This is a genomic window from Capillimicrobium parvum (assembly GCF_021172045.1).
GTDB classification, from domain to species: domain Bacteria; phylum Actinomycetota; class Thermoleophilia; order Solirubrobacterales; family Solirubrobacteraceae; genus Capillimicrobium; species Capillimicrobium parvum.
Map to the genome: position 1 here is coordinate 2,869,114 of NZ_CP087164.1, position 12,847 is coordinate 2,881,960.

8 protein-coding genes are annotated in these 12,847 nt (G+C 72.5%); 6 read left to right on the forward strand and 2 right to left on the reverse strand.

Annotation, left to right across the window (positions count from 1 at the left end; translation table 11 throughout):
• Positions 1-17: 17 nt before the first annotated feature.
• Positions 18-2,033, forward strand: coding sequence for an NAD-dependent DNA ligase LigA (gene ligA, locus DSM104329_RS14070; protein ID WP_259316073.1), 2,016 nt, complete (start codon positions 18-20; stop codon positions 2,031-2,033).
• Between the two features lie 99 nt (positions 2,034-2,132).
• Here the strand turns inward: ligA and DSM104329_RS14075 are convergent, their stop codons facing one another.
• A complete protein-coding gene (locus DSM104329_RS14075) occupies positions 2,133-3,527 on the reverse strand; it encodes a peptidoglycan-binding domain-containing protein (protein ID WP_259316074.1) in 1,395 nt (464 codons plus the stop codon).
• A gap of 68 nt (positions 3,528-3,595) precedes the next feature.
• On the opposite strand from DSM104329_RS14075, the gene DSM104329_RS14080 reads away from it, so the two are divergent.
• The 3 genes from DSM104329_RS14080 (at position 3,596) to DSM104329_RS14090 (ending at position 8,661) form a co-directional block, all read left to right on the forward strand.
• Entirely contained in the window at positions 3,596-4,126 is a 531-nt protein-coding gene (locus tag DSM104329_RS14080) for a hypothetical protein (protein ID WP_259316075.1), read from the forward strand.
• A 4-nt stretch (positions 4,127-4,130) separates the two neighbouring features.
• Complete coding sequence (locus tag DSM104329_RS14085) at positions 4,131-5,888, forward strand: FAD-dependent oxidoreductase (protein WP_259316076.1); 1,758 nt, start codon at positions 4,131-4,133, stop codon at positions 5,886-5,888.
• Between the two features lie 160 nt (positions 5,889-6,048).
• A complete protein-coding gene (locus DSM104329_RS14090) occupies positions 6,049-8,661 on the forward strand; it encodes a hypothetical protein (protein ID WP_259316077.1) in 2,613 nt (870 codons plus the stop codon).
• Positions 8,662-8,671: 10 nt separating this feature from the next.
• On the opposite strand, the gene DSM104329_RS14095 is transcribed toward DSM104329_RS14090, so the two are convergent.
• On the reverse strand, positions 8,672-9,286 hold the full coding sequence (locus tag DSM104329_RS14095; protein WP_259316078.1) for a TetR/AcrR family transcriptional regulator: 615 nt from the start codon (positions 9,284-9,286) through the stop codon (positions 8,672-8,674).
• Between the two features lie 100 nt (positions 9,287-9,386).
• Between DSM104329_RS14095 and DSM104329_RS14100 the strand changes: the two genes are divergently transcribed.
• Positions 9,387-10,604, forward strand: coding sequence for an acetyl-CoA C-acetyltransferase (locus DSM104329_RS14100; RefSeq protein ID WP_259316079.1), 1,218 nt, complete (start codon positions 9,387-9,389; stop codon positions 10,602-10,604).
• A gap of 2 nt (positions 10,605-10,606) precedes the next feature.
• Positions 10,607-12,808, forward strand: coding sequence for a 3-hydroxyacyl-CoA dehydrogenase NAD-binding domain-containing protein (locus DSM104329_RS14105; protein ID WP_259316080.1), 2,202 nt, complete (start codon positions 10,607-10,609; stop codon positions 12,806-12,808).
• Positions 12,809-12,847: the final 39 nt, after the last annotated feature.

The window sequence follows — 12,847 nt, forward strand, 5'->3', positions numbered from 1 at the left end:
CGTCGTATCGTGCGGTTGTGACGACGACGGATGCGCAGCGGCTGGCCCAGGACCTGGCCGCCCAGATCGACCGCCACCGCGGCCTCTACGCCCGCGGGATGCCGGAGCTCGTGGACGCCGACTACGACGCGCTCGAGGAGGAGTTGCGCGCGCTGCTCGCCGCCCATCCGGAGCTCGAGCTCGCCGACAACCCGCTCGAGCGGCCGTGGGCGCCCGAGCTGGTGCCCGGCCAGACGATCCGCCACAGCCGGCCGATGCTCTCGCTCGAGAAGGCGACGAGCGACGCCCAGCTCGAGGCGTTCTGCGCTCGCTTCCCGGGCCAGTCGTTCACGGTGACCCCGAAGCTCGACGGCATCAGCCTGGCGGTCGCCTACCGGGACGGCGCGCTGGAGTACGTCGCGACGCGCGGCGACGGGCGCGACGGCGAGCGGATGACCGACAAGGCGCGGCTCGTCGTGCTCGGGCTGGCCCAGGAGGTGGACCTGCCCGGCCGCGTGGAGGTGCGCGGCGAGGCGGTGATGCTGCAGTCGGTCTGGGCCGCCTACAACGAGGCGCACCCCGACCGGCCGCTGACGAACCCGCGCAACGCGGCGGCCGGGACGCTCGTGCACAAGTCGCCGGAGGCGTGCGTGGCCGAGGGCCGCACGCTGCGGTTCTTCGCCTTCGACCTCGACGAGCCGGACCTCGGCGACGGCGACGTCAGCGAGCGCCTCACCCGGCTCGGGTTCGAGGCGCCCGACGTGTTCCCGGCCGCGGACCTCGACGCGGTGCGCGCGGCCATCGCCGAGATCGCGAGCCGCCGCGACGGCTACGACTTCGGCATCGACGGGGCGGTGGTGCGGCTGGCGTCGCGGCGCGCGTTCGTGGCCGCGGGGGCGAACACCGCCGCGCCGCGCGGCGCGCTGGCCTGGAAGTACCCGGCCGAGGAGCGCGAGACGATCCTGCGCGCCGTGACGTGGCCCGTCGGCAAGATAGGCCGCGTCGTCCCGCGGGCGCAGGTCGACCCCGTGTTCGTCGGCGGCACGACGGTCACGTACGCGTCGCTGCACAACCCGCGGCTCGTCGCCGAGCGCGACATCCGGGTCGGCGACACCGTGCGCATCATGCGCCGCGGCGACGTCATCCCGTTCATCTCCGGCTCGGTGCGCGAGCGCCGGACCGGCGACGAGCAGCCGATCGTGCTGCCGTCGGTGTGCCCGTCCTGCGGCACGGAGCTCGTCGTGCGCGGGACGGGCGAGGAGCTGTGGTGCGAGAACCTGCAGTGCCCGGCGCAGGCGGTGCGGCGCCTGATCCACTGGGCGTCGCGCCACGCCGCCGACATGGAGGGCGTCGGTACGACCTGGATCGAGAAGCTCGCCGACGACGGGGCGCTCGAGCGCCCGTCGGACTTCTACGCGCTGACCGCCGAGCGCCTGATCGGCTACGAGCGCATGGGGGACACCCTGGCCACGGCGATGGTCGCCTCGATCGACCGCTCGCGGCGCCTCGGCCTGCGCCGCGCGCTCATCGGCCTCGCGATCCCGATGGCCTCGGAGGGCGTGGCCAAGCGCCTGTGCCTGGCGGGCTTCGAGCGCCTCGAGGAGATCGCGGAGGCGAGCGCCGAGCAGCTCGAGGCCATCCGGGACATCGGGCCGAAGGTCGCCCAGTCGATCTCCGCGTACTTCGGCCGGCCCGAGGTGCGCGACGAGATCGCCGCGCTGCGCGCCGCCGGGGTCGATCTCGACGTCCGCGACGAGGACCGCCCGGTCGAGGCCGCCGACGCGGCGGACACCCCGCTGAAGGGCGCCACCGTCGTGGTCACCGGGGCGTTCGCCGACCCCGACAGCGGCGCGAAGGTCGCGCGTCCGGCCGTGGTGCGCATGCTCGAGCAGGCGGGTGCCACGTCGGCCTCCTCGGTCAGCGCGTCGACGACGATCCTGATCGCCGGCGACAACGTCGGGGCGGCCAAGACGGACAAGGCGGCGAAGCTCGGCGTCGAGGTGGTCGGCCAGGACCAGGCGTGGCGGTGGCTGGCGGAAGCGGGCCTGCGCTGACGGGCGGTGCGGCCGGCCGGCTGTGACGGTGAGTTGCGCTTTGTGTCCGCCAGGCGGACGGAAAGCGCAAGTCGTCGGCGTGACGCGGCCGGGCGCCGCTCAGCGCGTCGCCGCCGCCCAGTCCACGACCGCCGCCGGCGACCGGAGCAGCGCCTGCCACGTCAGGGTGTCGATCGAGCCCGTCTGCGCCAGCCCCATCGCCGCCTGATAGGCGGTGACCGCCACGGTCATCGCCGCGTCGTAGCGGCCGTTGACCGTGATCGTCTGCCCGGCCCCGTTGAGGTGCTGCTGCGCCCAGATCACGAGGTCGCCCTTCATGCCCTTCGTGAGCGTGACCATGCCGGGGTCGAGCACCGGCGCGACCGGCGGCACGAGCGGCTGCGCGATCGCGTCCCAGTTGCCCGAGCCGGCGTGCTGCCAGTCCCACCAGCTCACGCCGGTCGCCCCGGCCGCGGCGATCAGCTGACGGAAGCGCAGGACGTCCGCGTCCGACGGGTTGTCGTACAGCTGCCCGAGCGGGACGATGGGCCGGCCGTACGGCCGGTTGTGCTGATAGCTGTGGTCGACGACCGCATCGACGCCGCCGCCGATGTCCTTCCAGTAGATCTGCGGCGCGTTGTACTGCGCGCCGCCCGGACCCAGGAAGACCGAGTACGGCAGCGACGGGTGGTAGTCGACGTACGGGAAGCTCGTGAAGCCGATCGGATAGGCGTCGCCCACGGCGGCGCGCAGCCCGGCGACGTAGCGCTGGGCCTCCGCGTAGCGGCCCTCGTACTCCTTCTCGGCGTCGATGACGAAGCAGTCGGCGCCCGCCTGGAGCGACTGGGCCGCCACCTGCGCCTCGAGGTCGGGGCGGGTCCCGTAGACGTACTGCCACGCGCACACGTCCAGGCCGCCGGCCTTCAGCGCGGACACGAGCTGCGGCGTGAACTGCGACCACGCGGTCGCCCCGTCGGCGCTCTTGATGAAGACGGTCGAGACGCCGTGCGCCCGGGCCTGCGCGACGATCGCCTGGGGATCGCCGCCGCTCGAACGCGACACGTACCAGATCCACATGCCGTTGCCGTCGAACGCGCTGCCGGTGGCCGTCGCGGGCGCGCTGGCGGGCGTCGGCTTCGGCGCGGGGTCCAGCGACGGCGCCGCGATGCGCATCGGCCTGACGGCGTTCGAGCGCCGGCCGGCGCGATCGCGCACGTACAGCGGACCGGCGACGGCGTCCTTCGGCACCGTGACGCGGGCCAGCGTGCGGCTCTTGACGCCGGTCGGGAAGGTGTGGCGCGCGCCCCCGCGCACGCGGAACGCGGCGCGCATCCCGCGGCTGAAGCGATCGCCGCGCAGGCGGAGGAGGCCGCCGGGGGACACGGTCTTCTGGCCCACGCACGCGCGCAGGCACTTGACCTGGGCGATCGACGGGGTCTTCGGGGCGGCGGCGGCGGGCGCCGCCATCAGGCCGGCGGCGGCGAACGCGGCCAGGGCGGCTCGAGTGCTTCGCATCGCCTCTTTGACCCCAAACATGCGACGAAGTTGCGGACGCCGGCCCCGCAGATCCGTAGGGTCCGCGCATGCACAAGCTCCTCGTGACCGTCGCGGCCGCCGCCGCGACGGCCGCCCTGATCCCCGCGGCCGCCTCCGCCGCGCCCATCACCCCGAAATCGCGGATCACGCAGAACGGCCTCGGCTCGATGCGCCTGAACATGACGATCGCCCAGGCCCAGAACCGCACCGGCCAGCGCATCGACTACCAGAGCTTCGACCCCAACGACGACGTGTGCGGGATCGGCAGCCTGGCGCCGCAGAGCCTCGGCGTCACCGTGCTCGCGACGAACGGGCGCATCCGCGTCATCAACGTCGCCGAGGCCGGCATCTCCACGCGCGCCGGCATCGAGGTCGGCGACCGCGCCCGCGACCTGCGCCGCGCCTACGGCTCGCGCCTGCGCTCCCAGCCGAGCAAGTACGACCCGAAGTCGCGCGACTACTGGGTGACGTTCGGGCCGCGGCGCAAGCTCGTCTTCTACGCCGACGGCAAGCGCGTCATCCGCCAGATCGCGGGCGGCCGCACGCCGGAGGTCGACTACGTCGAGGGCTGCTCGTGAGCCGATGACGGCCTCGCTGACCACGGACGTCCTCGTCGTCGGCAGCGGCCCGGCCGGCGCGTCGTCCGCCCTGTTCCTGAGCTCGCTCGGCGTCGACAACGTCGTCATCACGAAGTACTGCTGGACGGCGAACACGCCGAGGGCGCACATCACCAACCAGCGGACGATGGAGATCCTGCGCGACGCCGGGCTCGAGGCCGACGTGCTCGAGAAGGCGACGCCGCAGCACCTGATGGGGCAGACGCCGTTCGTCACGAGCCTCGCCGGCGAGGAGCTCGCGCGGCTGCACACCTGGGGCAACCACCCGGCGCGGCTCGCCGACTACACGCTGGCGAGCCCGTCGACGCACGTCGACCTCCCGCAGGACCTGCTCGAGCCGATCGTCCTCGGCCACGCCGCCTCGCGCGGCAGCCGGATCCGCTTCGACACGGAGTACCTCGGGCTCGTCCAGGACGACGAGGGCGTCACTGTGACGGTGCGCGACCGCCTCGGCGGCCACACGTACGACATCCGGGCGAAGTACCTCATCGGCGCCGACGGCGGGCGCAGCCAGGTGGCGCAGGACGTCGGGCTGCCGCTCGCGGGCCGGATGGACGTCGCGGGCAGCATGAACATCGTCTTCACCGCCGACCTGTCGCGCTACGTCGCGTACCGGCCGAGCGTCCTGTACTGGGTTCTGCAGCCGGGGTCGGACGTGGGCGGCATCGGGCTCGGGCTCGTGCGGATGGTGCGTCCGTGGCACGAGTGGCTCATCGTCTGGGGCTACGACATCGACGAGCCGCCGCCGGAGGTCAGCGACGAGCACGCGATCGAGATCGTGCACAACCTCGTCGGCGACGACACCATCGACGTCGCGATCCGCTCGACGTCGCTGTGGTCCAACAACCGCGCCTGGATGGAGCGCTACGCCGAGGGCCGCGTGTTCTGCATGGGCGACGCGTGCCACCGCCATCCGCCCAGCAACGGCCTCGGCTCGAACACGTCGATCCAGGACGCGTACAACCTGGCCTGGAAGCTGGCGCTGGTGGTGCAGGGCAAGGCCGCCCCGGCCCTGCTGGACAGCTACGACGCCGAGCGCGCGCCGGTGGGCGAGCAGATCGTCAAGCGCGCGAACCAGAGCATCGACGAGTTCGGGCCGATCTTCCAGGCGCTCGGCCTGCTCGACACGAGCGACCCCGAGCAGATGCGGGCGAACATCGAGGCGCGCAAGCAGGCGACGCCCGAGGCCGCCGAGCAGCGGCGCCGGCTGCGCGAGGCGATCGAGCTCAAGAACTACGAGTTCAACGCGCACGGCGTCGAGATGAACCACCGCTACCGGTCGAGCGCGGTGGTGGCCGACGGGACCCCCGAGCCGCCGTTCGAGCGCGACCCCGAGCTCTACTACGCGCCCACGACCTGGCCGGGCGCCCGGCTGCCGCACGCGTGGCTCGAGCACCGCGCCGCCCGCGTGAGCACGCACGATCTGGCCGGCAAGGGTCGCTTCTGCCTGCTGACCGGCATCGGCGGCGATGGCTGGGTCGATGCGGCGGCGGCGGTGGCCGGCGCGACCGGCGTGGAGATCGCGGCGTACGTCATCGGGCCGGGGCGCGAGGTGCTCGACACCTACGACGACTGGGCGCGCGCCCGCGAGGTCGAGGAGGACGGCTGCTTGCTCGTGCGCCCGGACGGCCACGTCGCGTGGCGCAGCCGCTCGCGCGTCGACGACCCCCGCACGGCGCTGCAGGGAGTGCTCGAGCAGTTGCTCGGCCTCGATCAGCCGTAGACGAGCCGCCCGCCCCGGGCCGGGGGTTCGCCGGGACGCTCGGGCGCTGCGGAGCGCGGCATCGCGGCCGTTTGCGCCGCCACCGGCGCCGGTGGTACGGTCGCCACGCGGGACTTGGCAGGGGCAGAGGCGCGGGACCCTCACGGAAGGCGGGACACGGATGCAAGCTCACCGGCGGCTGGCGGCTGCCGCGGCGACGATCGCCGCGACCGCCACGCTCATCATCGCGGCGCCGAGTGCGGACGCCGAGGCCCAGTCGCTCACGGCGACGTGGACCGCGCCCGTCGCGGCCGCCGACGTGGGGCAGGGCATCGACAGCTCGGTCGAACTGCTCGCCGGCGAGCCGCTGACCGGCGTCGCCGTCACCGTCACGGCGACCGGGCCGATCGTGCTCGGCGGCCCCGCCCGCCGGGAGCTGGGCGACCTGCCCGCGGGCACGCGCGCCGCGGGCGTGCCGTTCACCGTCACCGGCGACGGCCGGGGGACGCTGCACGCCGAGGCCACCGGGATCGACGGCGCCGGCAACCCGGTCTCCGCCGCCGTCGAGCTCGACGTCGCGACCGGCGCCGGCCGGGTCGCCGTCTCGCGCAGCGGCATGCTCGACGCGCGCGAGGCCGCCCTCGGCTTCGAGCGCGCGAAGCTCGGCGACGCCGCCTATGCGCGCCGGCTGGCGGCCCTGCGCAGCGGCGGCGCCGAGCAGGACGTTCACGCCGACGGCCCCGCGCCGGCCACGCCGCCGGTCAACACCCCGATCGCCGGCACCATCCGGTACACCGCGGTCAACGACTCGCTGCACGCCGCGCGCACGATCAAGGTCGAGGTCCGCGACTCCGACGGCACGACGAACGGCGCGCTGCTCGCGTCGCTGACCACCGACAACCGCGGCCGCTACAACGCGACCTTCACGACGAAGCGCGCCGACGGCCAGCCGCGCAAGCCGTTCGTCAAGGCGTTCGCCCAGGGCGAGGGCTTCCAGGTCAAGGGCGTCGGAGCGTCGGTCCCCCACATCATCCAGTCGACCCCGGTCACGGCGACCGGCGCCGCGCTGACCGTCAACCTCACGGCGAACAAGACCGACGACAACAACACCGCGTTCGACGTCGCGGACATGCTGACCACCGCGGTGGCCTACACGAAGCGCGTCAACGGCGGCGCGACGCTCGGCGCGATCACCGCGTCGTTCCCGAACGCGAACGGGACGAACTTCAACGCGTCGACCGGCGTGGCGCAGGTCCTCAAGCTCGACCGCTACGACTGGGACGTCATGCTCCACGAGTACGGGCACTTCGTCTCGCGCAAGATGGCCTTCAACGCCAGCCCGGGCGGATCGCACAGCTCGTCGCAGAACCTCGGCGAGACCATCGGCAAGGACGGCGGCGTCAAGCTCGCCTGGAGCGAGGGCTTCGCGACGTACTTCGCCATCTCCGCCCAGAACGTCCTCGGGGTCAAGGCGATGAACATCCCGAAGGCGGGCGACACCTTCTACGACGACACCGAGGACGCCACGCTCCACATCGCCCAGGCCACGAACGCCGGCCAGGCGAGCCTGGGGGAGGACAACGAGCTCACGGTCTCCCGCGCCCTGTGGCACATCTACAACGACGGCGCGCTCGGCATCGCCGACACGCTGATCATCAGCACGCTGAAGACCGCCGGGGCGACGACGTTCTCCGCCGCGCTCGCCCCCCTGATGGCCGCCGACGCCGCCGCGAAGTTCGACGACTCCGAGCCCGTGGACGCTGCGAAGGTGCTGCACTCCAACGACTACGGCTGCATGCTGACCACCCAGGCGGTGGCGCCGAAGATCACGGCGCCCGCCAACGGCGCGGTCCTCAAGCCCGACACGCCGCCAACGTTCACCTGGACGCCCAACGGCGCGGGACCGTCGAACCGCCTGAACAGCTTCACGGTCCAGTTCTGGAGCGAGAACTTCGACACGAAGCTGTTCGAGTCGCCGTCGCAGACCGCGGTGACCTACACGCCGACCGACGCGGACTGGAAGAAGGTCGTCGAGGCCAAGGACAAGGGCGGCGTCGTGCCGCCGAAGCTGCAGGTGGTCGTCAAGGGCTCCAACACGACTGCGCCCGCGACCGGCCCCTACAAGAGCTGCAAGATCCTCATCGCGATCAACCCGCTCATCAAGGCGCGTCCGGCGGCGGCGTTCCTCGCGTCGCAGTCGCCGTCCGCCGCCTGCTCGGGGCTGCTGCCGTTCAACCTCAACCAGTTCCTCCTGACCGGCCTGCGGCTGAAGGCGAGCACGCAGTACGCGATGCGCTTTGCCCTGGCCGGCCGGCCCGACGTCGCGCTCGGCAACGTGACCTCGGACGCGAACGGGATGATCACCGACCTGCCGGTGAGCATCCCGGCGATCCCGGCCCATCCGAAGTACACGCTGTTCGCCAAGCCCGCGTCGGGCACGACCGCGAAGACCGAGGTCGCCGTCTCCTGGTACGCGTGCATCCGCTGGGACCGCTTCAACCCGGACTTCACGGTCCAGTGGGGTGGGGCGGGCGTGAAGCCGAGCACGGCGCTCACGCACGCGTGGAACGGCACCCAGACGGCGACGACGACCGCCGGCGCCACCGGCCTCTACGACGGCAGCTATCCGATCCACTGCCCGCAGAGCCTCAACACCGTGACCGTCAACGGCATCACGCTCTCGGGCCCCAGCACGATCACGCACACCGGCGTCGACTGCACGCCGGCGGCGCCGCTGCAGGGCGCCGGGGGCAGCCAGGGGGTGGTCGTCTTCGGCGACCAGCCGCCGGGGTGACGCCCGGCGCTCAGCCGGCGGCGAACAGCTCGGTGAGCCGGGCGCGGCAGTACGTCCACTGCCGCCGCGCCCGCTCGCCGTCGGGGTGCAGCGTGTCGAGCACCACGAGCCCGCGGATCGTCGCCAGCGACAGCTCGATGAGCCGCTCGAAGTCCGGGCGCCCGGCGGCGTCGGGCAGCAGCCGGCGCGCGAGCTCCAGGGTCTGGCGGTCGAACTCCCGCTCGACGGGGACGAGCTGGCCGCGCAGCTCGTCGTCGGTGCGCGCGTGGGTCCACAGCTCGAGCGCGGCCTGGTAGAGCGGGTTGGCGTATGAGCGCCACAGCAGGTCGAGGCCCGCGGCGACCCGGTCGGGCCCCGACGGCAGCTTGTCCGCGGCCGTCGAGAGCTGCGCACGGCGGCGGTGGGTCAGGTGCGCGGCGGCGGCGGCGAGCAGCGCGTCGCGCGTCTGGAAGTGGTGCAGGTGCGCGCCGCGCGACAGGCCCGCGCGCTCGGCGACCCGGGCGGTCGTCGTGTTCGCGAAGCCCACCTCGACGAGGCACTCGAGGGTGGCGTCCAGCAGCGCCTCGCGCGTTGCGGCGCTGCGCTCGGCCTGGGTGCGGGGGAGGGTGTCGGACTGTTGGGCCATCGCGGGCGGCGGACGGTAGCGCAACTTGCGTTCACGAACGAATGTTTCGCTGCTACCGTTCGCCTCAGCTTCCGATCTCGATCCGAACCAGGAGCACCGAATGGCAGCCACCGACGCGTTGGTGTTCGACGCGATCCGCACCCCGCGCGGCAAGGGCAAGAGCAACGGGTCCCTGCATGCGACCAAGCCCGTCGACCTCGTCGTCGGCCTCATGCACGAGATGCTCATCCGCAACGAGCGCCTCGATCCCAAGCGCGTCGACGACGTCGTCCTCGGCTGCGTGACGCCGATCGGGGACCAGGGCGCCGACATCGCCAAGACCGCCGCCATCAAGGCCGGCCTGCCCGACACGGTCGCCGGGGTCCAGCTCAACCGCTTCTGCGCCTCCGGCCTGGAGGCCGTCAACATCGCCGCGCAGAAGGTCGCCTCGGGCTGGGAGGACCTCGTCTTCGCCGGCGGCGTCGAGTCGATGTCGCGCGTGCCGATGGGCAGCGATGGCGGCGCGTGGGCGATGGACCCCGAGACCGCCTACGACACCGCGTTCATCCCGCAGGGCGTCGGCGCGGACCTCATCGCGACCGTCGAGGAGTTCAGCCGCGAGGACGTCGACCGCTACGCCGCCCGCTCGCAGGAGCGCGCCGCGGCCGCGCAGGCCGAGGGCAGGTTCAAGGATCAGGTGGTCGCGGTCAAGGACATCAACGACCAGGTCGTCCTCGACCACGACGAGTTCATCCGCCCCGGCACGACCGTCGAGACGCTCGCCGGGCTCAAGCCGTCGTTCGCCGCGATGGGCGAGATGGGCGGCTTCGACGCCGTCGCGCTGCAGAAGTACCACTGGATCGAGAAGATCGACCACGTCCACACCCCCGGCAACTCGTCGGGCATCGTCGACGGCGCCTCGCTGCTGGCGATCGGCAACGAGCAGACCGGCACGGAGCTGGGCCTGACGCCGCGCGCGCGGATCCTCGCCACGGCGGTCTCGGGCTCGGACCCGACGATCATGCTCACCGGCCCGGCGCCCGCGTCGCGCAAGGCGCTGCAGAAGGCGGGCATCGGGGTCGAGGACCTCGACCTCGTCGAGATCAACGAGGCGTTCGCCGCGGTCGTCCTGCGCTTCGTGCGCGACATGGGCCTCGACATGGAGAAGGTCAACGTCAACGGCGGCGCGATCGCGATGGGCCATCCGCTCGGCGCCACCGGCGGCATGATCCTCGGCACGCTCGTCGACGAGCTGCACCGCACCGGCGGGCGCTACGGCCTGGCCACGCTGTGCGTCGGCGGCGGCATGGGCATCGCCACGGTCGTGGAGGCCATCTGATCATGGCCGAGTCCACCACCATCCGCTGGGACAAGGGCGACGACGGGATCGTCGTCCTGACCATGGACGACCCGAGCCAGTCGGCGAACACCATGAACGCCGCCTACGCGGCGTCGATCCTCGCCACCGTCGACCGCCTCGAGGCCGAGCGCGCCGACATCGCGGGCGTGATCGTCACCTCCGCGAAGAAGACCTTCTTCGCGGGCGGCGACCTCAACGACCTGCGCAAGGCGACGAAGGAGCAGGCGGGCGAGATCGCCACGTTCGTGCGCGAGAACAAGGCCGTCCTGCGGCGCCTGGAGACGCTGGGCAAGCCGGTCGTCGCGGCGATCAACGGCGCGGCCCTCGGCGGCGGCCTGGAGATCGCCCTGGCCTGCCACCACCGCGTCGTCGTCGACGACCCGAAGGCGGTCGTCGGCTTCCCGGAGGTCCAGCTCGGGCTGCTGCCCGGCGCCGGCGGCGTCGTGCGCACCGTGCGCATGATCGGCATCGTCGACGCGCTCATGAAGCTCCTGCTCCAGGGCCAGCGGCTGCGTCCGGCGCAGGCGCTCGAGGCGGGCATCGTCGACGAGATCGTCACCGCGCGCGAGGACCTGATCCCCGCCGCGAAGGCGTGGATCGCGGCGCAGGGCGAGGACTTCGCCGGCCAGCCGTGGGACGCCAAGGGCTACAAGATCCCGGGCGGCACGCCGGCGACGCCGAAGCTCGCGATGAACCTGCCCGCGTTCCCGGCGAACCTGCGCAAGCAGATCAAGGGCGCCAACTACCCGGCGCCGCACCACATCATGGCCGCGGCGGTCGAGAGCACGCAGGTCGACTTCGACAACGCGAGCGAGATCGAGGGCCGCTACTTCGTGGACCTGGTCACCGGGCAGGTGGCCAAGAACATGATCCAGGCGTTCTTCTTCGACCTCCAGCGCGTCAACGGCGACCGCGGGCGCCCGGACGGGATCGAGCGGTTCGAGGCGAGGAAGGTCGTCGTGCTCGGCGCCGGCATGATGGGCGCCGCGATCGCGTACGTGTGCGCGAAGGCGGGCATCGAGGTCGTGCTCAAGGACGTCTCGCTGGAGGCGGCGCAGCGTGGCCGGTCCTACTCGGAGAAGCTCGTGGCCAAGGGCGTCGAGCGCGGGAAGACCACCCAGGAGAAGGGCGACGCGCTGCTGGCGCGCATCACGGCGACCGCGGACCCCGCCGACGCCGCGGGCGCCGACCTCGTCATCGAGGCGGTCTTCGAGGACCCGGGCGTCAAGGCGCAGGTCTTCGCCGAGATCGAACCGCACCTGGCGCCGAACGCGCTGCTGGGCTCGAACACGTCGACGCTGCCGATCACGAAGCTCGCCGAGGGCGTGTCGCGGCCGGCGGACTTCATCGGGCTGCACTTCTTCAGCCCGGTGGACAAGATGCCGCTGCTGGAGATCATCAGGGGCGAGCAGACGAGCGACGAGACGGTCTACCGCGCGCTCGACGTGGCCAAGCAGATCTCGAAGACCCCGATCGTCGTCAACGACTCGCGCGGCTTCTTCACGTCGCGGGTGATCGGCACGTTCATCAACGAGGGCATCTCGATGCTCACGGAGGGCGTGCCGGCGCAGACGATCGAGCAGGCTTCGTCGCAGGCCGGCTACCCCGCGCCGGTTCTCCAGCTCTCCGACGAGCTCAATCTGAAGCTCATGCGCAAGATCCGCGTGGCGGCGGAGGCGGCGGCGGAGACGGCCGGGGGCTGGGACTCTCCGGGCGCGACCCAGGTCATCGACCGCATGCTGGACGAGCACGACCGGCCGGGCAAGCTCGAGGGGCGCGGCTTCTACGAGTACGAGGACGGCCGGCGCACCCGGCTGTGGCCCGGGCTGCGCCAGGCCTTCCCGCCGGTGGCGGACCCGTCGGCGCTCGACTTGCGCGACCTCGAGGAGCGGATGCTGTTCATCGAGTCGATCGAGACGGTCAAGTGCCTCGATGAGGGCGTGATCGAGTCGGTCGCCGACGCGAACATCGGCTCGATCATGGGCATCGGGTTCCCGGGCTGGACCGGTGGCGTCCTGCAGTACATCAACGGGTACGCCGGCGGCCCGCAGGGCTTCGTCAAGCGGGCCCGGGAGCTGGCGGCCACGTACGGCGACCGCTTCGAGCCGCCCGCCTCGCTGGTCGAGAAGGCCGAGCGCGGCGAGATCTACAGCGACGAGCAGGCGCTGGTCGCGGCGCGCTGAGGCACTCCGCCGCGCGGCGCGGCGCGTTGACGGCGATGA

Bases quoted from the DNA above. Each gene is read 5' to 3' on its own strand.
- DSM104329_RS14075 (WP_259316074.1), bottom strand. From the start codon at position 3,527: ATGCGAAGCACTCGAGCCGCCCTGGCCGCGTTCGCCGCCGCCGGCCTG.
- DSM104329_RS14080 (WP_259316075.1), top strand. From the start codon at position 3,596: ATGCACAAGCTCCTCGTGACCGTCGCGGCCGCCGCCGCGACGGCCGCC.
- DSM104329_RS14085 (WP_259316076.1), top strand. From the start codon at position 4,131: ATGACGGCCTCGCTGACCACGGACGTCCTCGTCGTCGGCAGCGGCCCG.
- DSM104329_RS14090 (WP_259316077.1), top strand. From the start codon at position 6,049: ATGCAAGCTCACCGGCGGCTGGCGGCTGCCGCGGCGACGATCGCCGCG.
- DSM104329_RS14095 (WP_259316078.1), bottom strand. From the start codon at position 9,286: ATGGCCCAACAGTCCGACACCCTCCCCCGCACCCAGGCCGAGCGCAGC.
- DSM104329_RS14100 (WP_259316079.1), top strand. From the start codon at position 9,387: ATGGCAGCCACCGACGCGTTGGTGTTCGACGCGATCCGCACCCCGCGC.
- DSM104329_RS14105 (WP_259316080.1), top strand. From the start codon at position 10,607: ATGGCCGAGTCCACCACCATCCGCTGGGACAAGGGCGACGACGGGATC.